Origin of the sequence: Pseudomonas sp. EZ-C24, from assembly GCF_014525325.1 — a bacterium.
Classification (GTDB): Bacteria; Pseudomonadota; Gammaproteobacteria; order Pseudomonadales; family Pseudomonadaceae; genus Aquipseudomonas; species Aquipseudomonas shirazensis.
In genome coordinates this window covers 46022-70807 of sequence record NZ_JACDIU010000013.1, presented here as the reverse complement: position 1 = coordinate 70807, position 24786 = coordinate 46022, and the positions used below count along the sequence as shown (strand labels likewise).

Annotated in this window: 20 protein-coding genes and 1 tRNA gene; 10 read left to right on the top strand and 11 right to left on the bottom strand. The window is 61.9% G+C overall.

Annotated features, from left to right (window positions below; all coding sequences use genetic code 11):
• Positions 1-4 precede the first annotated feature (4 nt).
• Genes mdcE through mdcA form a run of 5 tightly spaced genes read right to left on the bottom strand, consistent with a single transcriptional unit; the run spans position 5 to position 4448 of the window.
• Positions 5-787, bottom strand: a complete 783-nt coding sequence (mdcE, locus tag IDM28_RS08585) for a biotin-independent malonate decarboxylase subunit gamma (protein ID WP_188035711.1) — start codon at positions 785-787, stop codon at positions 5-7.
• On the bottom strand, positions 784-1638 hold the full coding sequence (locus IDM28_RS08580; RefSeq protein WP_188035710.1) for a biotin-independent malonate decarboxylase subunit beta: 855 nt from the start codon (positions 1636-1638) through the stop codon (positions 784-786). The genes mdcE and IDM28_RS08580 overlap by 4 nt, the downstream gene beginning before the upstream one ends.
• Positions 1631-1930 carry a malonate decarboxylase subunit delta gene (locus IDM28_RS08575; RefSeq protein ID WP_101318453.1) on the bottom strand — a complete coding sequence of 100 codons (300 nt, stop codon included), beginning with the start codon at positions 1928-1930 and terminating at the stop codon, positions 1631-1633. The genes IDM28_RS08580 and IDM28_RS08575 overlap by 8 nt, the downstream gene beginning before the upstream one ends.
• Before the next feature lie 2 nt (positions 1931-1932).
• Positions 1933-2787 (bottom strand): triphosphoribosyl-dephospho-CoA synthase, encoded by an 855-nt coding sequence (locus tag IDM28_RS08570; RefSeq protein WP_188035709.1) that lies wholly within the window; start codon positions 2785-2787, stop codon positions 1933-1935.
• Complete coding sequence (mdcA, locus tag IDM28_RS08565) at positions 2787-4448, bottom strand: malonate decarboxylase subunit alpha (protein WP_150572854.1); 1662 nt, start codon at positions 4446-4448, stop codon at positions 2787-2789. Before mdcA ends, IDM28_RS08570 begins: the two co-directional genes overlap by 1 nt.
• A gap of 323 nt (positions 4449-4771) precedes the next feature.
• Here mdcA and IDM28_RS08560 point away from each other — a divergent pair, with 323 nt between their 5' ends.
• Positions 4772-5596, top strand: a complete 825-nt coding sequence (locus IDM28_RS08560; RefSeq protein ID WP_262500041.1) for an MBL fold metallo-hydrolase — start codon at positions 4772-4774, stop codon at positions 5594-5596.
• 335 nt (positions 5597-5931) lie between these two features.
• Here the strand turns inward: IDM28_RS08560 and IDM28_RS24180 are convergent, their stop codons facing one another.
• Positions 5932-6147: a hypothetical protein gene (locus tag IDM28_RS24180; protein WP_188035707.1), complete on the bottom strand. Its 216-nt coding sequence runs from the start codon at positions 6145-6147 to the stop codon at positions 5932-5934.
• Between IDM28_RS24180 and IDM28_RS24015 the strand changes: the two genes are divergently transcribed.
• Positions 6049-10212 carry an NEL-type E3 ubiquitin ligase domain-containing protein gene (locus IDM28_RS24015; RefSeq protein WP_410524658.1) on the top strand — a complete coding sequence of 1388 codons (4164 nt, stop codon included), beginning with the start codon at positions 6049-6051 and terminating at the stop codon, positions 10210-10212. The genes IDM28_RS24180 and IDM28_RS24015 overlap by 99 nt on opposite strands.
• Before the next feature lie 267 nt (positions 10213-10479).
• Here IDM28_RS24015 and IDM28_RS08545 read toward each other — a convergent pair.
• The 5 genes from IDM28_RS08545 to IDM28_RS08525 form a co-directional block, all read right to left on the bottom strand.
• A tRNA-Gly gene (locus tag IDM28_RS08545) sits at positions 10480-10555 on the bottom strand.
• Between the two features lie 62 nt (positions 10556-10617).
• Positions 10618-11178 (bottom strand): CDP-diacylglycerol--glycerol-3-phosphate 3-phosphatidyltransferase, encoded by a 561-nt coding sequence (gene pgsA / locus IDM28_RS08540; protein ID WP_101318441.1) that lies wholly within the window; start codon positions 11176-11178, stop codon positions 10618-10620.
• A gap of 33 nt (positions 11179-11211) precedes the next feature.
• On the bottom strand, positions 11212-13035 hold the full coding sequence (gene uvrC / locus IDM28_RS08535; RefSeq protein ID WP_101318439.1) for an excinuclease ABC subunit UvrC: 1824 nt from the start codon (positions 13033-13035) through the stop codon (positions 11212-11214).
• 6 nt (positions 13036-13041) lie between these two features.
• Complete coding sequence (gene uvrY, locus IDM28_RS08530; protein WP_101318436.1) at positions 13042-13680, bottom strand: UvrY/SirA/GacA family response regulator transcription factor; 639 nt, start codon at positions 13678-13680, stop codon at positions 13042-13044.
• A gap of 126 nt (positions 13681-13806) precedes the next feature.
• A complete protein-coding gene (locus tag IDM28_RS08525; protein ID WP_101318434.1) occupies positions 13807-14133 on the bottom strand; it encodes a helix-turn-helix domain-containing protein in 327 nt (108 codons plus the stop codon).
• 447 nt (positions 14134-14580) lie between these two features.
• Here IDM28_RS08525 and IDM28_RS08520 point away from each other — a divergent pair, with 447 nt between their 5' ends.
• From IDM28_RS08520 to IDM28_RS08485, 8 genes are all read left to right on the top strand, one after another.
• On the top strand, positions 14581-15888 hold the full coding sequence (locus tag IDM28_RS08520) for a nucleotide sugar dehydrogenase (protein WP_150571292.1): 1308 nt from the start codon (positions 14581-14583) through the stop codon (positions 15886-15888).
• A gap of 64 nt (positions 15889-15952) precedes the next feature.
• A complete protein-coding gene (locus IDM28_RS08515) occupies positions 15953-17485 on the top strand; it encodes a glycosyltransferase (protein ID WP_178080758.1) in 1533 nt (510 codons plus the stop codon).
• Positions 17486-17502: 17 nt separating this feature from the next.
• Positions 17503-18666, top strand: a complete 1164-nt coding sequence (locus IDM28_RS08510; RefSeq protein ID WP_150571293.1) for a PilZ domain-containing protein — start codon at positions 17503-17505, stop codon at positions 18664-18666.
• Positions 18667-18688: 22 nt separating this feature from the next.
• Positions 18689-20140 carry a sel1 repeat family protein gene (locus IDM28_RS08505; protein WP_150572849.1) on the top strand — a complete coding sequence of 484 codons (1452 nt, stop codon included), beginning with the start codon at positions 18689-18691 and terminating at the stop codon, positions 20138-20140.
• Complete coding sequence (locus tag IDM28_RS08500) at positions 20137-21591, top strand: alginate export family protein (protein WP_150571295.1); 1455 nt, start codon at positions 20137-20139, stop codon at positions 21589-21591. The genes IDM28_RS08505 and IDM28_RS08500 overlap by 4 nt, the downstream gene beginning before the upstream one ends.
• A 14-nt stretch (positions 21592-21605) precedes the next feature.
• Positions 21606-23033 carry an MBOAT family O-acyltransferase gene (locus tag IDM28_RS08495; RefSeq protein WP_101318422.1) on the top strand — a complete coding sequence of 476 codons (1428 nt, stop codon included), beginning with the start codon at positions 21606-21608 and terminating at the stop codon, positions 23031-23033.
• 9 nt (positions 23034-23042) lie between these two features.
• Positions 23043-24137 carry an alginate O-acetyltransferase gene (locus IDM28_RS08490; protein ID WP_103436842.1) on the top strand — a complete coding sequence of 365 codons (1095 nt, stop codon included), beginning with the start codon at positions 23043-23045 and terminating at the stop codon, positions 24135-24137.
• Between the two features lie 19 nt (positions 24138-24156).
• Positions 24157-24786, top strand: coding sequence for an alginate O-acetyltransferase AlgF (locus IDM28_RS08485; RefSeq protein WP_188035705.1), 630 nt, complete (start codon positions 24157-24159; stop codon positions 24784-24786).

Here is a 24786-nt window from a genome sequence, read left to right as displayed (position 1 = left end):
GCTTTCACCATTGCTCGCGCAGCAGTTGCCGAACCTGGGCAGACATCGCCCGGTTGGGCGCGCCCAGTCGCCCGCGCAGATCAGTACTGCTGCCGATGTCGTCCACAGCGCTTTCCAGCACCGCGCGCACCTTGCCGATATCGGCGGCAGTCGGCTGCTCGACCGCGTCCACCTTGACCCGCTCCCAGAGCAGGCCGAGCGAGGCATAGCTGGCGATGTCGTAGGCCATGGGCGGCACTTTTGCAGCCAGAGCCTCCAGCTCCTCGACACTGCGCAAGGTAATCCGCGCAGCTGCCGCCTTGCCCATGGCATGCACCATCACCCCTTGATCATCCAGCGCGATCAAGCGCTGCGCCTGATAGCCGTGGGCGAGAAACGCCCCGGACATGGCCTTGCCCACCAGCAGTCCAATCAGTGCATGCCCTGCCAGGCGCGCCCGGGCATAAGCATCTACCGCGCCAGCCAGCGCTTGATGGATCCCCAGCGCCTCTTCACGGCGGCCGTAAGCCTGGCTGGGCACATCGACCACGGCGACCAACACCCGCGGCGTGCCGCCCTGGTCAGCCTTAATCGCCTCATCGACAGCTTTGGCCAGGCCCCAGCCTTCGAGCAGGCCGACCTCGCCATCGCGAGCCCTTGGGAAGGGGTTTTGCGCGTCGGGCACAACCGCGATGAAGCGTGCAGGACGGTTGCCCAACTCGCCGTCGATGACTTTTACCGAGGCGGGATAGCCTGGCAGCTCGCTGCCCTGGGCCAGCGCCCGAATCCACTCAAGACCACGGCTCATTGCAGTTCTCCTTGATACAGCGCCCGCGTCAGCGCAGCGTCGACTTGCGCACAGTCAGTGCCCAGCGTGGCCAACAGCGCGAGGAAGTCAGCGTGGCGACGGCTGCGCGGCAACGCCGGTTCGCCTGCAGCGAGTTGTGCTACCAGCGCCTCACGTACCTTGGCCAGATCATCCGCCACATAGGCGTCGGCCAGGCCGCAGGCGTGGCGTTGCTCGCCGCCGGTCAGGCTCCAGATGAACGGCCGGTCGCGCGAGTCGTATTCCTCGATGCCGGCTTCCTGCTCGATGACCTGCGGCCCATTCAGGCCCAGGCGTGCTTCGCGGGTGACGATCAACCGGCTGCATAGCCCAGCGGCAATCGACATGCCGCCAAAACAACCGACTGAACCTGCGATCAGGCCGATCACGGGCTGGTACTGGCGCAGCTCGACTATCGCGGCCTGGATCTCGGCGATCGCGGCCAGGCCGAGGTTGGCTTCCTGCAAGCGCACGCCACCGGTTTCCAGCAGCAGCACAGCGGCGGTGGGTATGCCGTTACGGTTGTCTTCGACCGCCAGCTCCAGCGCCCCGGCGATCTTGGCGCCGCCGACTTCGCCCATGCTGCCGCCCTGGAATACGCCTTCGATGGCGGCCACCAGCAACGGCTGGCCATTGAGGCTGCCCTTGGCGATGATCACGCCATCGTCAGCCTGGGGCACGATGCCTTGCTGGGGTAGCCACGGCGACATCATCCGGTCAAACGGCCCAAGCAATTCGCGAAAGCTGCCGGCATCGAGCAAGGCGCGGGCGCGCTCGCGGGCGCTGAGTTCAACAAAGCTGCAGGCCTGCAGTAAACGGTCGATGTCAGTCATGGTTGATCTCCTCGAAGCCTTGTTCCAGCCTCAGCCGTACTACGCCAGGCGTGGCGCCGAAGTCGTGGATGTCGATGTTCATGGCGGGCAGGCTGTGCTCGGCGAACAGGCGCTGAAAAAGCTGCTCCCAGCGCGGCGCACTGCCGTTTACCGAGGTCACTACGTTGATGTTCAGTACACCGCTGGTGCCAGGTTCGAGCAGCACTTCGAGGTCGCCTGAGCCGACACAGCCGACCAAGGCTCGGTTGGTTGCCGGCGCGCCGGCCGGAAATCTGAAAGACAAGGTTTCCATGCTCAAAGGCTCCCGAAGTTATCAAGCAGCAGGCAGGCCGCCAGCAGGTCAGCGGCGCCGCCCGGTGAGGCGTTCAGCGCCAGCAGGCGCGTATCCAGTTGGCGCAGCGCACGGCGCCCGGCCAGGGTTGCGCTGCCGCCAGCATCCAGTACGCCACGGGCACCTTGGTGCATGGCCTGCAGGCCTTCGAGGCCTGCCCGCCAGAGCACGCAGGTATCGTGCAACTGGCTCATGATCGCCAGCAACGCGTCCAGCCGCGCGTTCTGCTCGCCACTGCCAGCAGCGCGGCTTTTGGCCAACTGCGGCAAGCCGTAGGCGAGTACCGTCGGGAAGCCCAACTGCGCCTCTTCGCGGGCACCACGCACGCCGAAGCGGCGCTGTACTTGCAGGCCATGACTGTCGTGCTGACGCGGCGCATAGCGGTCGTCGATCAGGGCGATGCGCCCTGCCCGTGCGGCAATCGATGCGGCATCGTTGTTGATTGGATCAAGGGCACGGGCAGCGACCAGCAAGCCCAGTGCCCAGATGGCACCACGGTGAGTATTGATGCCGGCAGTAGTGACGCGCATGGCTGTCTCGCCTTCCCGGCCAATGCGGCCGAGGGCTTCGCGCAATGGCTGGCCGACCTCTCCGTGGAGCATGGCGGCCTCGGCCATCTCCTTGAAGCATGGCCAGAGCGACAGCGCCGAAGCGTGCATCAGGCCAAGGTGCAAATCACTGTGGGCGCCGCTACCACGGCGGTCGACCAGGGCCGGTTTGGGCGACAGATCGGCTTCGTCGATCAGCGCTTCAACCGCCAGGTCGGCCAACTGGTGCGACAACGGCAGTGGTGCGTGGATCTGAATGGATGCAGTCATCACCAGCTCCTGAAGCGTGCGGGCGGGTTGTACAGGCCGCCGGACCAGTCGACCAGCTCGGCGATGCTCTTGGCGGCGAGCAACGCACGCGAGGCCTGATTGCGATGGATGCCAAGGTCTTCGGGCAAGGCGATCAGCCCTTCGCGGCGCATGCGTGCGGTGTCTTTAGGGTCGTGGCGCAAGCCGATGCTGGTCACGCCGGCAACCGCCGCGATCATCGCCTGGCGCTCTTCGAGCGTGCGTGCCTTGTACAGATAGGCAATGCCTTCTTCGGTGAGCAGGTGGGTCACGTCGTCGCCGTAAATCATCACCGGCGCCAGCGGCATACCGACCTTCCTGGCTACCTCGACCGCATCGAGGGTATCGACGAAGGTGGGTTTGCCGCCCTCCTGGAAGGTCTCGACCATCTGCACCACCAGCTTGCGACCGCGTTCGAGCATAGTCACCGGGGTGGTCATGTCGAGCCAGGCCGGCGTTGCATGGCGCCGACCGCGGGGGTCGTGGCCCATGTTCGGCGCACCGCCAAAGCCGGCCAGGCGGCCACGGGTGACGGTCGAGGAATGACCGTCGCCGTCAACCTGCAGCGTGGCGCCGATAAACAGGTCGACTGCGTACTGCCCGGCCAACTGGCACATCATGCGGTTGGAGCGCATCGAGCCATCGCGGCCGGTGAAGAACACGTCTGGGCGCTGGGAGATGTAGTCCTCCATGCCCAATTCAGTGCCAAAGCAATGCACGCTCTGCACCCAGCCGGTTTCGATCGCGGGGATCAATGTCGGGTGCGGGTTCAGTGTCCAGTTGCGGCAGATCTTGCCCTTCAGGCCCAGTGACTCGCCGTAGGTCGGCAGGATCAGCTCGATGGCCGCGGTGTTGAAACCGATGCCATGATTGAGCGACTGCACGTTGTGTTTTTCGTAGATGCCGCGGATCGCCATCATCGCCATCAGCACGTGCACCGGCTTGATGTGGCGTGGGTCGCGGGTGAACAGCGGTTCGATATAGAACGGCTTGTCCGCGACCACCACGAAGTCGACCCAGGACGCCGGGATATCCACCCGCGGCAGGTCGCGCACGTCGTCAACCAACTGATTGACCTGAACGATGACGATGCCATCGCTGAACGCCGTAGGCTCGACCAGCGCCGGAGTGTCTTCGGTGCTGGCGCCGGTGTAGATATTGCCCTCGCGGTCGGCCATGAAGCCGGCAACCAGGGCAACGTTGGGGATCAGGTCGACCAGCAGGCGCGAGTACAGCTCGATGTATGTGTGAATGGCGCCGACTTCGAGCAGGCCGTCTTCAAGCAACTGGCCGATGCGCAGACTCTGCGGCCCAGCGAAGGAGAAGTCGAGCTTGCGGGCGATGCCGCGCTCGAACAGATCAAGGTGCTCGGCACGGCTGACACTGGGCATGATCATGTGCAGGTCATGCAGGCGAGCGGAGTCGGCCTTGGCCAGCGAGCGCGAGAGAAAATCTGCCTGCTTCTGGTTATTGCCTTCGAGTACCACCCGGTCACCAGGGGCGATCAGGCGCTCAAGGGCTTCGACGATCCGCTCGCTGGGCAACACCACGCCATCGGCAAGGTCTCGCACCTGCTCAAGGCGGCGCTGCTTTTCGCTGCGCCGCCGCGACCATTGCGGTGGGGGGGAGGTTCTTGTTGTCATTCTGCAACTCCACGGGTGCGCTTTCGTGGAGTCATTTAAGGCTGGCAGTTCAGGCCGATCAATCAACGCCCGGGGCTGATCATTACTCTCAGGTTAATGATTACTTAATTTAGAAAGCGCTAATAGCTGAGGGCTGATTTTCGTTACACGTTGATGCGGACAGTGCGCTTCAATCCAAGGGCGTTGCCCCATTCCTTTCAATCTTTGCCGAGTGAACTCCGATGCAAACACCGCGATTTGTCCTCTCAGCCTTGACCGGCGCCTTCGCCATGCTAGTGGCTGGCACCGCACCCGCTGCCAGCCCAGTCAGCGAGCCGCCCGCCATGACCAGGCCTGCGCATCAGGCATTGACTGTGGATGTGTTCAATCCAGGCGAAGCGGCAATCTTTGCCGTGTCATCGGTACTGGTCGAAGGCAAGCAGGACGCAATCCTGATCGACGCCCAGTTCTCCGCGCAGGAGGCCGCCAAACTTGCAGCCCGGATCAAGGCCTCCGGCAAGCATTTGACGACCATCTACATCAGCCATGGCGACCCTGACTATTACTTCGGGCTGGACACTTTGGTGCGCGCATTCCCTCAGGCAAAAGTTGTCGCCACCGCGCAGACCGTTGCCCATATCAACGCCAGCAAAGACGCGAAACTGAAAATCTGGGCTCCCGAGCTTGGCGCCAATGCGCCGCGGCAGATCGTGGTGCCGCAGCCCCTCAGCGGCGATACCCTGATGCTGGAAGGTCAGCCACTGAAGATCATCGGCCTCGATGGCCCGACGCCAGAGCGCACCTTTGTCTGGATTCCTTCGATCAAGACGGTGGTTGGCGGCATTCCGGTGCAATGGGGTGAGCATGTGTGGATGGCTGATACGCAGAGCGCCGCCTCCCATGAGCACTGGTTGGCGACGCTGGAGCAGATCAAGGCACTGGCACCGGCCACGGTGATACCAGGGCATTTCAACGGGACATTCCCTAAGGGCCTGCAAGCTGTTCAGTTCACCGCTGACTACATTCGCGCGTTTGACAAAGAGACTGCCAAGGCTGACAACTCCGCTGAGCTGATTGCGGCGATGAAAAAGCGCTATCCGGATTTGGGCGGGGACAGCTCGTTGGAGCTGAGTGCCAAGGTGGCCAAGGGCGAGATGCAGTGGGAGTGATCCGACTCGGCAACCAAGCCGTCGACTTTGCCGTCAGCGGCTTCAGTGCTGATCATTTCAGGAAGCAGCCCTATCATTTTTGCCAGTTGTGAACCTGTCTTGCCCAACATCAATCAAAAAACCACAGCCCTCCTGCCAGCGTTCATTGCGCTGCATTCTCATGTGTTCGGCGCGGATCGCTCTCGATCTTGGCGTCCCAGTACCCGCTGTCATCGACATAACTACCGCACGCGCCGGTGACAACGCGGGCTGAATGAGCGTTTTGCGCTCATTGGTGCGTTATGAAAGATACTCTATTCCCGGACACTTCCGTTGATACCCTCATAGCAGATCGCTTACCAGACTGGCTGACCGCGGCTACCGCCGATCAACGTTCTGTTCTGCATCAGGCACTGATCGCGCAACAGCGTGCGCGCGAACAGCTGACGCTTCTTTTCGCCCAGATAGAACCCCTGGACAGCTTCGCCAGCACATCGCTGGACGCAGCGCTGCAAAGGCTCGCGCAGCGCCCAGTGGATGTCCACACGGCCAAGCTCCGCCGGGTGGTACACGTGCGTTACCCATCAGGTGTCAGCACAGTTCCCGATCGTGTGGTCCCCACAACCTCGGAGCAAAGCCTGCTGGCCTGCGCCCTGCACAACTTCGAGCGCCGGGAAACCTCCGAGTCGGCCTGGTTGCCAGAGTCCAGGCTGCAAGATGCAGACGGTACGCTGATCGCGCTGCGACCTCGTGCATTTGCCGGCCTGTGCCGTTCTCTGGATGTGGGCGCGCTTTATCAGCAACATCTCAAGCAGGTGCTGTTTGCAGACGACAGCCGCCGGCGCAGCGTCAACGCCATACTCGAAGAAGCATGGCGCACGAACCTGCTGGCGGCTGCGCAACTGGCGCGCCTCAAAGGCGAGGTTGAGGGGGTGCTGCTTGATGAGATGCTGAACGCTGTATCGGCTCCAGCCGAAAGCGCCGCAGGTACGTTCAGCGAGCTTCGACTGCTGGGGCGGGTGATCACTGGTGTAACGGTGTTCCAGCCGCGCTCGAGTGCAACAACCACTGCGCCGCAGAGCCTGATGGTGTGGATCCCTGACGATCCGCATGGGGCCCTGAACGTCTATGGGTCATGGTCGCAAGTGTTCAACACCTTGGGTAGCCGTCTGCGCGATCCAGCCTATCGAACGTTCTTCCAACGGTTCATCAAAAAGCATGACCGGATGCACGTCAGCCAGCAATTGAAGGGTTTGCTGGGCCAAGGCGCTGCCCAGCAGCCGATGCACCTGGACGGGCGCCAGCAGCTTATTACCGGTTCGTTGGCCGAGCACCTGCGTCAGGTGCAGATCGATAAGGTACTGCAGGACGCTCAAGCCTTGGCAGTCCCCAACAGCGCTGTCGATAGCCAGGAACGCGACCGGCGCATGCATTTCTTCAAAGGACTCGGCGTGGACATGCTTGGGCTGGCCGCTTTCTTCGTACCAGAGCTTGGCTTGCCATTGCTTGCGCTGGCTGCGCACCAGGTAACAAACAACGTATTCGAGGGTTACCAGGACTGGGAGCTGGGCGATCGTGAGGCAGCGCTTAGCCACCTGATGTCTGTAGCCCAAAACGTTGCGATGATCGGATTAGGGGCGGCCGCCGGAGCCGCAACAGGCGGGATACTGGCTCGAGAAGCTGCCGTTGATGAGCTGGCACCCGTGCTCACGCCCACAGGTGAGCAGCGCCTGGCACGAGCTGACCTGCCGGGCTACTCGATGGCAGGCACCAGCCTGATGTCGGGCCAGCGAGGTGTTCTGCGGGGCAAGCCACACGTGTCGATCGCGCAGCAGGCTTACCGTTTGGGACAAAGTGAGGAGCGCCCAACCGTGGTGCACCCCGATCGTGCTCAAGCGGCAGCAATAGCCCTGGAGGAAAACGAGGCTGGTGGCGTGCACCACGCCTTGGAGCGACCACATGACTGGCAAGATGCGGGAATGCTGATGAGGAGGCTCGGTTCGAACCTCGGTTTGGCCAGGCATGACTTGGCCAGCTCGCTGCTGCGCAGTGTAGGCATGGATGAAGCGTGCCTACGGCGCCTGCATCTGGAAAACGCCCCTGCCCCTGCCCGGCTCTGTGACGCACTGCAACGGTACGTAGCCCACGAGTCGTTCCCACGCCTGCGCGGGCAAGCATTCGAGGCATACTGGCAGGAGACGCAGCCGGTTCCGAGCGACCCAGCACAGCCCTTGCACCGCGCCTTTCCTGGCCTGACGATCCGCTCGGGCAGAGCGTTGGTCGCAGCCGCCAGCGACAGCGATCTCACCCAGTTGCTGGAGCAACAGAGGGTGCCACTGGCGCTGGCCGAAAAGGCTCGCTGGGAACTGCGCGACGCACGCCTGGATCGCGCTTGCGCAGGCTTCGAGCAGCCAGTTGCTGTGACGCCTGACACAGAGCAGCTGGCCCTGGGCTTGCTTCACACCGCATGGCCCTGGCAATCGACGGTGCGAGTGGAGGTGCGCGACACACAGCTCAACGGTGATGTCGCGGCCAGCATTGGCGCTGAACAGCCCACGCAGACCCACTCTCTGATCCGCACCGTACGAGGCTACCTTGCTACCGACAAGGCAGGTTTCGCCAAGCCCGGTTCCCTGGCTGGCGACGATCTGTTCAAGGCCCTGCTGCATGTGCTGGACACGCAGCAACGGGTGGCGCTGGGCGAAGCCTCAGCATCGCCGGCGAAGCTGGCCAGCACCCTTGCAGATCTAGCCTTCGCAGACCGCAACGAGGCGGCACGGCTGCTGGGCATGGCGCCGATCGGCACCCCCCGACCTCCAATGCGTCTGGGTGATGGACGCATCGGCTATGTACTCAGCGGTCGCCCGGAAGGCTCACGACGCGCGCTGCTTCGCGGTTATCAGCAAATCTTCCCGACGTTGACCGACATGGAGATAGAGGTCTACCTGGAGCGCGTTCGCTTGCAGGGTGAGCAACCGTGGGACCACTTGCACAGCCTGCAGCAGCACCTGATCGGACTGGGCGAGAGCCTGGGCGCGTGGCGCCGGGAGGCCACTGTTGCGCCTCTGCCCGAGCGCCGCCGCCTGATCGCTCGACGCATTCGCCAGTGCTGGCGGCGCAAGCGGCCTGACGCGGACGGCGAGTACCGTCTGGTGATAGATAGCGAGCGTATCGATAGTCTGCCGGTGCTGCCGGCGCAGGTGACTTTTGACCATGTCACGCACTTAATTCTGCGCCGCGCGCATTTGACGCACATCACCGAGGGGTTTTTGCAACGGTTCGCCAACCTGCGCACCCTGGACCTCAGTGACAATCTGCTAGGCGGCATTCCAGATGGCCTGCAGGCACTGACCCAGCTCAGCGAGCTGCGCCTGACGCGCAATCAGATCGTGATCGACGATGCAGGCCTGGCCAGGCTCAGTGCATTGTCCAGACTGCGGGTGCTGGACCTGTCGCATAATCCGATCGGGCAGCTGCCGCCATTGGGCAGTCTGCTCAACCTCCAGCGCCTGCATTTGCGCCACTGCGGCCTGAGCGAATTGCCTGTAGAGGTGTACATGCACCCTGCGCTTGAAGACATCGATCTGCGCGACAATCACATACAGGACATGAGCCCGACCCTTGCTCGGTCGCACCGCCGACTGGCCGGGTTGAGCCTGCATGACAACCCGTTACCCGAGCCGACCCAGACCGCCTTGCGCAGCACCCTGGGCGAGGCCGGTGCGGGAGCATTGCCTACGCGACGTCATGGGCCTGGCGGACAGGAGTCGCTCGAGCGATGGCTGGCCGACTTCAGCGTTGAGGAACGTGCCATCCGCTCCGAACAGTGGCTGGCCCTGACGCAACAACCGGGTTGCGATGATCTCATGCGGTTTCTCAACGACCTCGGCCGATCCAGTGATTATGACCTTCAGGGCATCGATTTGCGCAGGCGCATCTGGGCGCTGGTTGAGGTGTGCGTGGAGAATACACAAGTGCGGGAGGCGATTTTTCAGCAAGCAGCGGGCCCGCGGACCTGCGCAGACCAGATGCTGTTGATGCTCAGTTTGTTCGAGGTGCGCGCCTTGGTCGCCACCCGCACGGCCGGGCTGGGCAGCGCAGAGATGAGCCCGGCACTGGTGCAGCTGGGCCGCGAGCTGTACCGGCTTGACGAGGTAGATCGCGTCGCGGCGCAGCACATAAGGGAGCTAAGAACCAGCAACCCCCACGGGCTGATCGATGAAGTGGAAATACACCTGGCGTATCGCGCCGGTCTGGTGCGCCCGCTGGGGCTGCCGGCCCAGGCGCGCTACATGTATCACCGGATATTCTCCGACGTGAACGACGCTCGCCTGCGTGACGCCGCCCGGACCATCCTGCAGGCAGAGACCAACGCCCGTATCGCAGATTCGATGGCGCAGCATGGCTTTTGGATCGATTTTCTGCGTGAGACCTTTGCGGAACAATACGAGGCGCTGAACCAATCCTACCATGACCGCCTCGAAACGCTGCTGGTGCCCGAGGAAGGCGCCAACGAGCAGCAAGTCATTGAAGCGGTGGGCATGCTGGCTGATGAACGCAGCGCAGCCGAGCGCGAGCTGACGCTGACTTTGACGCAGGGATTGCTTACCGAGCACCCCTGGGGGGGCGTCTTGTAGAGTGTCTGGGTAGCCAGGAGTGAGCTGCAGTGAGAATACTCCAATCAGGCGACCGGAGTAGCGACGTCGCCTTTTGGCTCGGGCACACCGCGGGGATCCAGGTCTCCCGCTCCAGCGAATGGGAGTGCGGGCTTCATGGGCTGATTCCTGGAGCAAAAAGTCTGGCGGCCCATGGATCGGAGTGGTTTGGCCTGGAACGAAAAAAGACGCCGAAGCGTCTTTTTTCAAGGCCTTGCAGAAATTACCTTCCTTCTGCAGACCGATATTTGGAGCGGGAAACGAGACTCGAACTCGCGACCCCGACCTTGGCAAGGTCGTGCTCTACCAACTGAGCTATTCCCGCTTGGTGATGGCGCTATTCTAGCGATCTGCCAAACGCCGTCAAGCCCTTGATTCAAAAAAGTTTTATTTCGGCTCTGAACCTTCACGCAGATGCGGCCAGGCGGCGACCAGGTAATTGATCATGGAGATCAACGTCAGCGCTGCAGCTACCAGCAGCAGACCATAGCCCAGCACAACCCAGAAGCCAAAGACCGGCGGGTTGGCCAGCAAGATCACCAGGGACAGCATCTGCGCCGCAGTCTTCCACTTGCCCAGATTGGACACGGCAACATGTGCCCTCGCCCCCAACTCGGCCATCCACTCACGCAGCGCCGAAACAACGATCTCGCGGCCAATGATCACCGCCGCAGGCAAGGTCAGCCAGAAGTTCGCGTGTACCTGTACCAGCAGCACCAGAGCAACCGCGACCATCAGCTTGTCTGCGACCGGGTCGAGGAAGGCACCGAGCGCAGTGCTCTGCTGCAGACGACGGGCCAGATAGCCGTCCAGCCAGTCGGTGGCAGCGGCGATGGCAAACACCGTACTGGCAGCCATGTAGCTCCAGTGATAGGGCACATAGAACAGCAGAATGAAGATCGGGATGAGCAGGACGCGTAGAACGGTGAGCAGATTTGGAATATTCATCGGTACGACTGGCTGCGAGTTGAACTGGGCATTCTACTCGCTATGCAGGCTGGCATAAATCGACTCGGCAAGCTTTTTACTGATTCCGGGTGCTTTGGCTATCTCGTCGATACTGGCGCGATTGAGCTCCTGCAGCCCGCCGAAATGTTTCAGCAGCTCGCGGCGGCGCTTCGGGCCAACCCCGGCGACGTCTTCCAGGCTGGAGGTGCGTCGGGCCTTGCCGCGCCGGGCACGGTGGCCGGTGATAGCAAAACGGTGCGCTTCGTCGCGGATCTGCTGGATCAAGTGCAGCGCAGCAGAGTCGCCCTTGAGGGTGAACTCGTGGGCTACGTCGTTGAGGTAGAGGGTCTCGAAGCCGGCCTTGCGGGTCACGCCCTTGGCTACGCCGAGCAAGGTCAGGTCGCTGATGCCCAGTTCCTGCATGACGTCGCGGGCCATGTTCAACTGACCTTTACCGCCGTCGACCAGCAACACATCGGGCAATTTGCCCTCGCCGGCCTGGATCCGGCCATAGCGGCGCATCAGTGCCTGGTGCATGGCGGCATAGTCGTCACCGCCGGTAATGCCTTCGATGTTAAAACGGCGATAGTCGGACTTGATCGGGCCTTCCGGGCCGAACACCACGCAACTGGCTACAGTGGCCTCACCGCTGGAATGGCTGATGTCGTAGCACTCAAGGCGCTGCGGTACTTCATCAAGGCCCAGCACGCTGGCCAGGGCTTCAAAGCGTGCGGCCATGTGTTGCCGGTTGGCCAGCCGGGCGTTCAACGCCTGCTCGGCATTGGTCACGGCCAGTTGTTGCCAACGGGCACGGGTGCCACGCACGCGATGGGTAATAGCTAACTCGCGCCCGCGCAAGGTCTGCACGGCTTCGCTGATAGCGGCGAAGTCTTCGTGGACGACGTTGACGATCAACTCGCCGGGCATCTCGCGTTCGGCATTGCCCAAGTAATACTGGGCGAGGAAGGCCGCCATGACCTCGCTGACCTCCTCTTCTATGCCCACCTGCGGGAAAAAGTTCTTGCTGCCGAGCACCCGCCCGCCGCGCACGCTGATCAGGTGCACACAGGCGCCGCCCGGGTTGATGAAGGCCGCCACCACGTCGACCTCACCGGAGCCACCCTCCATGTACTGCTGGTCCTGCACCCGGCGCAACAAGGCGATCTGATCGCGCAGCTGGGCTGCCTTCTCGAAATTCAAGGTCATCGCCGCCTGTTCCATCTCGGCATTGAGCTCATTGCCCAACTGCTGGCTGCGGCCTTCGAGGAACATCACCGAGTGACGCACGTCCTCGGCATATTCCTCTGGGCTGACCAAGTCCACGCAGGGGCCTTTGCAGCGCTTGATCTGATATTGCAGGCACGGCCGGGTCCGGTTCGCGTAATAGCTGTCTTCGCACTGGCGGACCATGAAGCCCTTCTGCAACAGGCTCAGGCTTTCGCGGATGGCACCAGCACTTGGGTACGGGCCGAAATAACGACCCTTGGCCTTCTTCGCCCCGCGATGAATACCCAGGCGTGGGAACTGGCCGTCAGACAGGAATACATATGGGTAAGACTTATCGTCGCGCAACAGGATGTTGTACGGCGGCCGCCACTCCTTGATCAGGTTCTGCTCGAGCAGCAGTGCCTCGGTCTCATTGGCGGTGATGGTGGTTTCGACCTGGGCGATGCGCCCCACCAGGGCGGCAGTCTTGGGCGCCAGCCCGGTCTTGCGGAAATAGCTGGCCAGACGCTTCTTGAGGTTCTTGGCCTTGCCCACATAGAGCAGCCGCGCCTCGGCGTCGAACATACGGTACACACCCGGCCGACCACTGCAGGTCGCCAGGAATGCGCTGGCATCAAAAATTGGGGACATGGAAACTCAGAGGCTTGCGTCGACCATACCGTGGCGTACGGCCAGTAACGTCAATTCGACATCGCTGGTGACCGAAAGTTTTTCGAAGATTCGATAGCGGTAAGTATTGACGGTCTTGGGGGACAGACACAACTTATCGGAGATGATCTGCACTTTCTGGCAGCCGACGATCATCAAAGCGATCTGGATTTCTCGCTCGGACAGCGAGTCGAACGGCGAGCCCTGCGGCTGGAATGACTTCAGCGCCAGCTGCTGGGCGATCTGCGGGCTGATATAGCGCTGGCCGGCAAATGCCAGGCGAATGGCCTGGACCATTTCATCCAGCGCCGCGCCCTTGGTCAAATAGCCAGCGGCGCCGGCCTGCAGCAGACGCGTCGGGAACGGGTCTTCCTCACACACGGTGACCGCCACCACTTTGGTGTCCGGATGGCTACGCAGCAGCTTGCGGGTCGCCTCCAGGCCGCCGATGCCAGGCATCTTGACGTCCATGAGGACAACATCGGGTTTCAGCTCACGGGCCAGCTTGAGGGCTGTCTCACCGGAATCCGCCTCACCCACCACCTGCAAGCCGTCGATATCGGCAAGCATGCGGGTGATGCCGGTACGCACCAGATCGTGATCATCGACCACTAGGACCCTAATCAAGCAGACACCTCGTCAGTGGGGCGATTGGATCCCGCCACCATAACAAAAAATTACAAGGTCGACCTAGCCCTTCGCATCACGATTCCAGGCCTTTTGCTCGATCTGAACTGACTATCTGGTCAGGCTTTAGCTGGCGTCACCCAGCAAGCGCTCGGCGAGGTACCACAGCGCAGCCTGATCACTGGCGGACAGGCTGCGAAACGTACCCAGCAAGCGGGTCTCGTCTTCACTTAGATTGGTTATGGGCGGTGGCGTGCGGACACCACCGAGCACGTATCTGGCGTCAACGCCGCAAGCGACCACCGCGGCAAGGTAGTCAACACGCGGTGTGCGCTCGCCACTCTCGTATTTGCCCTGAGCATTGGGCTCGACGCCCCCGATCTCACCAAATCTGCGCTGGGTAAGTGCCAGACGTTCACGCTCTTCGCGCAGCCTAGGTCCGATTCCTTTCATGAGATGCCTCCTGTGCAGTAAAGGGCGATCGAGCACTTCCAGCACCCGAGGTGTAACCAAGTGCAACTATGCCTAGCACAGCCGCTCGACGCAAGTTGGCACCCGACGCAGTCAGCAAGATGAAAATAATACATAAACGACAGTTTACCGACGCCATTTTGTTGCCAATCAAGCAGCATCAGATTTTTGACGCCGAACTTACATCAAACTTTAAGTCGTTGTTTTAAAACGGTTTTTAAACTTTAACAAGCGACGATTAAAGTATTTTCACAAAGCCGCAGATCAACGCTTGCGGTTCTAACAGCAACCCCTTTAGGATGAAAAAAGACCAAAAAAAACAGCCTGTATTGCCACTTCCTCGCGGCTTGTTTCTGCGCGTCTGCCTAATTGAAAACTTCTTGAACTGAGCATCTCGGCCGGCCTTGCCGTGTCCTGGGAGAGGGATCTATGAACATCAGCATCTTTGGCCTTGGCTATGTGGGCGCAGTGTGCGCGGGCTGCTTGTCGGCGCGCGGTCATCATGTGTTGGGAGTGGACGTCTCCCAGGCGAAAATCGATCTGATCAACCAGGGCAAGTCGCCAATCGTTGAGCCAGGCCTTGAGCAACTGCTGCAAGACGGCGTCAACCAGGGCCGCCTGCGCGGTACTACCGACGTTCAGGCCGCGGTACTCGCCACCGACCTGTCGCTTCTGTGCGTCGGTACGCCGAGCAAGAAGAACGGCGACCTCGACCTGGTCTATATGGAAGCCGTGTGCCGTGAAATCGGCACGGTCCTGCGCGACAAGCAAAGCCGCCACACAGTCGTGGTGCGCAGCACCGTGCTGCCGGGCACCGTCAAGAATGTGGTCATTCCGATCCTTGAGCAGTACTCGGGCAAGAAGGCCGGCACCGATTTCGGCGTTGCCGTCAACCCTGAGTTCCTGCGCGAAAGTACCGCGATCAAGGACTACGACTTCCCGGCCATGACCGTGATCGGCGAGCTCGACACCCAGTCGGGCGACTTGCTGGCTTCGTTGTACCAGGGCCTGGATGCGCCGGTGATCCGCAAGTCGGTGGAAGTCGCCGAGCTGATCAAGTACACCTGCAACGTCTGGCACGCGACCAAGGTCAGCTTCGCCAACGAAATCGGCAACATCGCCAAAGCCTCCGGCGTCGATGGCCGGGAGGTGATGGACGTGGTCTGCCAGGACTACAAGCTCAACCTGTCGCGCTATTACCTGCGCCCAGGCTTTGCGTTCGGCGGCTCGTGCCTGCCCAAGGACGTGCGCGCCCTCACCTACCGCGCCGGCCAGCTGGATGTCGAGCACCCCCTGCTCGCCTCGCTGATGGCCAGCAACCGCAATCAGGTCGATATCGCCTTTGACCTGGTCGAGCGCACCGGCAAACGCAAAGTCGCCCTGCTCGGCCTGGCGTTCAAGGCCGGCAGCGATGACCTGCGCGAAAGCCCGCTGGTAACCCTGGCCGAGAAATTGATCGGCAAGGGCTACGACCTGCGCATCTTCGACGCCAACGTCGAGTACGCACGGGTGTTCGGTGCCAACCGCGACTACATCGAGTCGGTAATCCCGCATGTGTCTTCGTTGCTGCAGAACGACCTTGAGCAAGTGATCGGCGAAGCCGATGTGATCGTCCTGGGCAACAACGACGAGCGCTTTGCCAGTGCCCTGCAGAACAACGAGGGCAAACAGGTCATCGACCTGGTCGGGTTCATGGATGGCGTCAGCGACGAGCAACGCCAAGGCATCTGCTGGTAATCGATGCAGGTCGCACCCCCGGCAGTTCGCCGTGGGTGCGGCCGCAGACAGGAGCACACGCTACATGGAACGAACGCAACAGCGACCTTTCGAGGCCCCAGGTTACCTGCGCGCGGCCGCCAGCTTCTGCGCCTGGGCGTGCCTGGCCGGGCTGATCGCGCTGGCGTCGGAGATGATCGCCCCGGCTTATCTGGACCCGAGCCATCATCTGTTCATCTTTGTTATCGGCACGCTCGGGATGTGGCGCTATGGCAATGCCATCGTGCACTACCTGCGCGGCATGTATTTTCTGCATTGGCGGTTCCCACGCATGCGCCGCGAAGTCGAGCGCCTGGGTGATGCGGCACTGCCTTCGCACATGTTCATGGTGGTGACCAGCTTCCGTATCCCGACCTCGACCACCTTCAAGGTCTACCAGTCGGTGTTTCAGGAAGTGCAGCGGCTGAATGTGCCGTGCACGGTGATTGCTTCGATCGTGGAAAAGGGCGACGAAAATTTCATCAAGGACATCATGCGCAATGAAGTGCGCGACCGCGACGACATCAAGCTAGTGATCGTCCGCGCCCGCGGCACCGGCAAACGTGATGGCCTGGCCCACGCCTTCCGCGCACTGTCGCGGCAGATGCCGATGGAAGATGCGGTGGTCGGTGTGGTCGATGGCGACACCATGATGCTGCCCGGCTGTGTCGAGCGCGCCGTGAAGATGTTTGCCGTGCTGCCCGACGTCGGCGGCCTGACTACCAACGAGTTCTGCGAAGTCGAGGGTAGCCGCCTGATGCGCCAGTGGCACTCGATGCGCTTTGTCCAGCGGCACATCAACATGTGCTCGATGGCCCTGTCGCACCGGGTACTGACCCTGACCGGGCGGCTGTCGTTCTTCCGCGCCAGCGTGATGATCGACCCGGAGTTCATTCGCGACGTCGAAGCAGACTTTCTTCAGCACTGGCGCCTGGGCCGTTTCCAGTTCCTGACCGGCGACGACAAGTCCAGCTGGCTGAGCCTGATGCGCGCCGGCTGGGACACCTTCTATGTACCCGACAGCCACACCCTGACCGTCGAGCACCCGCCCAGCGACAGCTTCTGGATCGCCACCCGGCAATTGATGTTCCGCTGGTACGGCAACTCGCTGCGGCAGAACTTTCGCGCCACCGCCCTGCTCGGCCGCGCGCGTCTGGGGTTGTTCACCCTGTACGTGCTGTGGGACCAACGGGTGTCGATGTGGACCTGCCTGATGGGCCTGACCGCCTCGGTGGTGGCTGGCCTGGTGTTCGGCATCCAGTACCTGCTGGTGTACCTGTTCTGGGTATTGATCTCGCGCACTCTGGTGACCGTGCTGTTCGTGTTCGCCAAGCACCCGGTCAGCCCGATGTATCCGTTTGTCCTTTATTACAACCAGATCGTTGGCTCGGTAATGAAGGTCTACGCGATGTTCCATATGGACCAGCAAAGCTGGACCCGGCAGAAAACCACCCTGGCTACCGGCAGTGTCGATTTTGACACCTCGCTAAACCGCTGGTCCTCGAAGGCGATGTTGTTCTCCTCCATCGCCATCTTCTTCGGGGTCATCACCGTACTTCTTGAACTCACGCAACGTTAAAGGAAAGGCGCCTGCACATGAGCATGACCAACAGTCCCGCGGCCCCGGGCAAGACATCGGCCAACATCGTTCATGAAGCGGTTGACGAGCGCCAGTACGTACGCACCCGCATCAACGCCCGCGTGCGCCTCGCCAGCGGTGGTCAGACCGTCATCGAAACCACCCTGCAGGACATCTCGCTGGGCGGTATCGGCCTGCTGCATGAAGGCCCGCTGACCATCGGCGCGCTGTATGACGCATCGATCCAGCTGCGCCTGAATCAGGTCGACCTGTCGATCGATGGCAAGGTCAAGATCGTCTCCCAGCGTGGCAACGAAGTCGGCGCGCAGTTCGTCGACCTCGACGCGCAGAAGCGCGACATCCTGCGCTACATCATCACCGCCTACATGTCCGGCGAGATCGCCGACATCAATGGCCTGTTCAACGTGATGCAGCGGGAAAACTACATCAAGGAACGCAAACACAAGTACGCTTCGCCGCGTTCTGCCGGTGCTCGCCTCAAGGCCATGACCGGCACCTTGCTGTACAGCGCTGCTGGCCTGGCTGCCCTGGCATTCGTTGGCTACAAGGGCTACATGCTGTTCTTCCGCATCCCGGCCCTGCAGGCCCAGGTTGCGACCAACGCGCAGATCATCAGCATGCCCGACAACGGCTATGTGAAGTTCCTGCTGCCGGCCGGCACCACCGAAGTCAAAGCGGGTCAGCCACTGGCCAGCATCTCTACTCAGTTGGCCACCAGCTTCACCAGCCCGGCTGACATGAAGGCGGTTGCCGACCTCTCGCCAGGCGACCTGCAAACCCTGCTCGGCCGCGCCACCATCGAGACCGTGATCAACAGCCCATGCGACTGCCAGGTGTACTTCCCAAACCAGCCACTGGATGGCTATGGCTATAAAGAAGCACCGCTGATGCATCTGCTGCCGAAAGACCAAGGCCTGTTCGTACGCGCCAACGTGCCGTTCGACAAGCTGGCCGACGTCAGCCGCATTCGCTCGGTGGACATGCAGGTGTTTGGCCTGGATGAACACTTCAGCGGCAAGGTGGTCGATGCACGGGTTGACGAGGTTAACCGCAACCTGTCCCTGACCATTGCTCCAGACAGCCCGTTGCCGGCCACGGCCTACCAGAAAGCAGTGTCGGTAGACCTGTTCCTGGGCCTGCCGTTTACCGGCCAGAACTGAGTTCATCGAGAGAGCTGACGTCATGACCCTGAAGACGCCTTCGCGCCTGCTGCTGGCCAGCATCGCCCTCGCCTGTGCCAGCGCCGCCAGCGCTGGACAGAGCCTGGAGCAGATCCGCTACGCCTTGTACAAGGACCCGAGCGCCGACGTCACTGCCGACCTGCGCGAGCTGGCCGGCCGCGGTGACCTGGCCAGTGCCCTGCTGCTGGGCGACGTACTGGCCGGGCGGCCGGATGGCAAACCGCAAGAATCGGTGGCGCTGTATCACCAGGCCTTTGCCGATGGCCGCGGGTTGATCCCGGCGCTGGCTTCGCTGGCACGCTTGATCGAGCGCCAGCCAAGCCTGCGCCAGCCCCAACAGCCGTGGATGAAACAGGCACTGGAGCGCTACCCGAGCCGGCTCGACCCCCGCAACGCCAGCACTACGCTTGAGGTGTTTCTGGTCTACCCGGAGCTGGTCGACGTGCCGCAGGCCACCGAGCTGCTCGGCCTGTACGAACAGTCGTGCCTGCTCAACTGCCGGCCGCAGCTGTACAAGGCGGTGCTGGCTGAACGCAAGGGCGATCGCGCCGGCGCCGAGCGCTGGTACCGCGAGGCTGCGCGTTTCGATGTGCGTGCGGTCAACCGTTACTACGCGTTTCTCGGCGAACAACAGGATCCGGCCTTCCGCGCCTTCGCTACCGAGCTTGAGCCGCAGCGCAGCCAGCTGCCGGTAGAAGTCGTGCACGCGATTGCCTCGTTGCTGGACAACATCACCAGCGTGCAACGCGCCGAGCAGGACGCCGACCGTTACGAGCGCGAAGAGGCCAACCCGGCCGCTGCCAAGCTACCGCCAACGCCTGAGCAACTGGCCCGCGACAAGGCTCAGGCCGAGGCGCTGGCGGCGTCGATTGCGCAGGTTCAGCGCTGGCGCGATGACGCCGTCGAGCGCGGGTTTGTGCCGGCGATGGTGTCCAAGGCCAACTACATGATCTCTAACCCGACCGAGCACAACGCCGATGAAACCCAGGCGATGATCGATCTGGTGCAAAAGCGCGACCCGGTCCGCGGCAAAGCCCTGCAGGCATCGTTCTATATGGTCAACAACTGGCTGACGCTGGACCCGGACAAGGCCCTGGCCCTGATCGAAGAGCTGCGCGCCAGCGGTTACCCAAGCGCCGGCCTGTTGCTGGCCGAGTACTACAGCAAGGGCGTGGCTGATCAGCCCGATCAGGAAAAGGCCATGGCGTTATTCCAGGCCGAGGCCAACAAGGGTTCATCGGCTGCCTGGTACCGCATGGCCAGCCTGCACACCTTTGGCCGTGCCCTGTGCCATGACCGGGTCAAGGCCTACACCTACGCGCGGATTGCCCTGGACATGGGTGAGCGCAGCGCGCGCAGCCTGGTCCGACGTCTGGAAAGAACCTTGCCCAAGGATGATATCGAGCGTGCCCTGGCCGCACGCAACGACCTGTTGAAGGAGGCCACCCTGTGAAAGCGCATTCCCCCCTGTTCGGCGCCCTGCTTGCCCTGGCCCCAATGTCGGCAGCGTTCGCTGCTGAAGAAGTCACCGGCCCCGAGGCTGACAGCAACGAACCCGTGCGGGTTGCCGCTGCTGATGGCAGCGAGCCGGTGATCACCTCCGAGTTCTTCAACAAGCTCACCGTGCAAACCGGCTACGGCCCGGAAGACTCCCAGGTCGGCAGCGACCGCGAGATGTTCTACAGCTTGCGCTACGAGCCGTCGTTCGCCTGGTATTCGCCGGAGAAGCGCTGGGCCAAATGGATGGTCTATGGGCGCCTGTGGTTGAACTATGACTCCAGCCAGTCGAGCAACCTGACCAACGAAGGCACTACCACCAACGCCCGCGAACAGCCTGAAGGCTGGTACGCCGAGATGCGCGAGTTGTACGTCAAACGTAACTTGATCGGTGATGATCCACGTTTTTCAGCATCGTTCGGTCGCCAGCGATTCTTTGATACCTACGGCATCTGGTGGGACGACAGCCTCGAGTCGCTGCGCTTCAACTACAAAGACACCTTCTCTGACGCCTTCGTCGCGGTCGGGCAGAAGTTCCACAATTACAACACCGACGTCAACTCGCTGCCGGACAGCGAATCGCGCACCACCTATGTGATGAGCGAGTACGCCTACCGCTGGACCCAGAACAACCGCGCCGGCGTGCGCCTTATGTACGAAAACGACCACAGCGGACATGACGCAGACGATCGCTACGACTTCACTGGCGTGCGCTACGGCCTGTTCTTCAATGGCGACAACCTGCCCTCGCCGCTGGTCAGCGACTACCATCTGGAACTCGCCGCGCTCAACGGCAAGATGGACAACACCGACGGCAACGGCGTCACCAGCACCGGCAACACCAGCAAAGGCTGGGCCGCGCTGGGTGAAGTGGGCAAGCGCTTCGACGACCTGCCGTGGACGCCACGGGTGGCACTGCGCGGCGGCCTGACCGACAAGCCGAGCGATGAAAACGACGGCTTCCGCTTGAACTCGATTCAGTCGGACCGGATCACCCGCACAGGATCCTACAGCACGCGCCTGACCAGCTCGTTCGTCGCCCTCGACCTGCGCAACCTGAGCTACTACGGCATCGCCCTGGAAACCCGGCCGACGCCACGCACCGCGCTCGATATGCGGGTCACTCAGCTGAACCTGCGTGATGCCGATGGCACCTTGCCGATCCGCATGAACGGTGACCAGCGCTCCCAGCGTAACCGCGAGATCACTCAGGGCACGCAGGGCAGTGGCCGGAACGTCGGGCAAATGCTCGACGTCAACTACTACTGGAAGATGTTCCCGGTCGCCCTCGATGGCAAGCACCTCGATATCAACGCCCTGGTCAGCGCCAGCTACCTCAATGCCGGTAGCGCGCTGGAAACCGGCGATGACTATCAGCTGAGCCTCGGCGTAGTTGTCAGCTACTAAGGACGGACCTTGCCATGATCTTCGCCTCCAATGTGTTCCTGTTCCTGTATCTGCCGCTTTTCCTGGCCGTGTACTTCCTGGCCAGGCCGCAGTGGCGCTCGACCGTGATCGTTGCCGCCAGCTACATCTTCTATGCCTGGTGGCGGCCGGACTTCCTGCTGCTGTTCGTCGCGATCACCTACTGGAACTACTGGTTCGGCCTGCGCATCAAGGATCGCCTGGATGCCGGCGACAAACGCTGGGCGCTGCGCCTGCTGTGGATCGGCGTGATCGGCAACCTGTCGACCCTGGGTTACTTCAAATATGCCAACTTCGGCGCTGAAGTGCTGGCGGTGCTGCTGGCGCCACTGGGTATCAACACCTGGACGCTGGAGAACATCTTCCTGCCGCTGGGCATCTCGTTCTATGTGTTCCACGCACTGAGCTACATCGTCGACATCTACCGCAAGGACGCCACGCCAACCAACCGCTTCATCGACTTTGCCGCCTTTGTGGCGCTGTTCCCGCACCTGGTGGCCGGGCCGATCCTGCGTTACAGCCAATTGGCGCCGCAGTTGCGCGAGCGTACCCACTCTTGGGAACTGTTCTCGCTCGGTGTATGTCGGTTCATGCTCGGCTTCATCATGAAAGTGTTGATTGCCGACCGCCTTGCGCCGATCAACATGCTCTTCGTCGGTGAAGGCACGCTGCAGTTCAGCGATGCCTGGTTTGGCTTGGTGGTGTCGACCCTGCAGCTGTACTTCGACTTCGCCGGTTACAGCCACATGGCGCTGGGCCTGGCGTTGATGATGGGCTTCCGCTTCCCGGAGAACTTCAATCAGCCGTACGTAGCGCAGAGCGTGACCGAGTTCTGGGCGCGCTGGCACATGACCCTGGCGCATTTTTTGCGTGACTACGTGTACATGCCTTTGGTGCGCAAGCGCGTCACCGGCGCCCTGCCCGCGTTGGTCTGGACCATGCTGCTGTCGGGCCTGTGGCACGGCGCGAGTTTCGCCTTCATCTTCTGGGGGCTGTTCTTCGGCTTCGCCATGGTCATCGAGCGCAAGTTCCACCTGGCGACCAAGATCAACACGCCGTACAAGCTCGGCCGCAACCTGCGCACCGCGCTGCTGATCGTGCTGAGCATGCCGCTGTTCTTCACCATGGACCTGCGCCACAGCCTGGACATCTACCAGGCGCTGTTTGGTTTCAACGGCTTCGGCTCGCTGGAGCTGTACGTGCTGGGAGCCTCGAAGATGGCCATGGCGTTTGTCTTGGTGGCGGTGGTGTGGCTGCTGCTGGCCGGGATCAACAACGTGCGTTTCTACGCCGGCAACAAGGACGGCTACTTCATGCGCCACGTCGGCGCGCTGCACAGCGTGCTGCTGTGGGGCGGCTTCGTGCTGGCACTGAGCAGCCTGGCGGCGAATTCGTTCTCGCCCTTCCTGTATTTCCAGTTCTAGGAGACTGCCATGTACCCCGTGATGAATTCGGCCAGCAAGGCCAATGGCATTCTCTTCGTGCTGGTGCTGGCGGCGATGTTCGTCTATTCGCTGCCGCCGGTGTTCAGCTTTGCCCGCACCCAGACCGACACCTGGAACCTGTTTGTCGATGGCAAGCTGCTGCGCAAGTTCGAGCAGGTCTACGACAAGCGCTTCTTCCTGCGTGAGCCTTCGGTGGAGCTGTGGGCCGATGCCCAGTTCAAGCTGTTTGGTGAAGGCACCAAAGGCGTGGTCCTGGGCAAGCAGGGCTGGCTCTACACCAACCAGGAATACCGCGTCCCGAACGACCTGCAGGCCAACCTCAACACCCAGCTGGAGCAGATCGCCAAGATCAAGACGCAGCTGGCCGAGCACGGCAAGCAGCTGGTGATCCTGCCGCTGCCGATGAAGCTGGATGTGTATGCCGAGCATGCACAGCACCGCTTCGATCCACGCGTAGTCAGCCTGTACGACGATTTTGTCGGCGAACTGCAAGCGCGTCAGCTCGACGTGGTGCCGCTGCGCGGGGCGTTCCTCAGCAAACTGAACGGCCCGGAGTTGTTCCTCAAGTCCGATACCCACTGGAGCCCGGACGGTGCCCGCCTGGCCGCCTTCGAGCTGGCCCGGCAACGCCCGCAACTGGTCGGCGATCAGGCTTACGTGTCGCACAAGGCCGGCGAGAAAAGCGTCAAGGGCGACCTGATGAACTACATCCAGTTCGACCACAACCGCCTCGCGCCGCAGTTCGGCCCAAACCAGATCGACCTGTACGAGACGCTCAAGGCCGAGCAGAGCAGCGACGATTTGTTTGCCGAGCAGGAGCAGAGCCTGCTGCTGGTTGGCACCAGCTACAGCAAGATCGATGACTGGAACTTTGTCGGCTTCCTCAAGGAAGCGCTCAACCGTGACCTGATCTCGATTGCCGTCGAGGCCCGTGGTCCGTTCGAGTCGATGAGCCAGTTTCTCGCCAGCGATCAGTTGAGCAACCCACAGATCGACACCGTGGTCTGGGAATTCCCCCTGCGCACTTTGCTGGCACATCGCCCGGGCTCGCTCAGCCGTAGCGCCCAGCCGCAGCATTTTTGAAGAATCAAAGGAGTAACTGATGAAACTCACCCGCCTGTTTACCGCAATCGCCCTCGCCTTCGGCAGCCACCTGGCGGTCGCCGCCGAAGGCAACGCCGACCTGTACGATGCCGTCGCCCCGGCCGATTCGGCGTTTGTCCGCGTGCTCAACCTGTCGGAGAGCAACATCGACGTCAGCCTCAGCGGCAAGGTCAATCCGCAGAAAGTCGCCGCCGGCCAGCTCAGCGGTTACCGCTTCATCCCCGCCGGCACGCACAAGATCGCCGTCGGCGGCAAGGCCATCGAACCCCAGCTCAAGGCCAATGCCGCCAGCACCGTGGTCTACGACGGCAAGCAGCTCAAGTTGATCGCTGACAAATACGTCAACGAGCCGAAAAAAGCCCAGATCGCCTTCTACAACCTCAGCGACAAGCAAGCTGCGCTGAAGACCGTCGACGGCAAGCACGTGATCGTCGACCCGCTGAGCAACGGCCAGACCGGCAGCCGCATGGTCAACGAAATCAAGATTGGTTTCGCCGCCTACGAGGCCGAGCAGAAGGTCGCCAGCTTCGATGAGCTGTTCCTGAAGAAGGGCCGCTCGTACAGCTACGTGCTGCTGCCGGACAATCGCAGCATGAGCATGGCCAACAGCATCGACCCGACCGAGTAA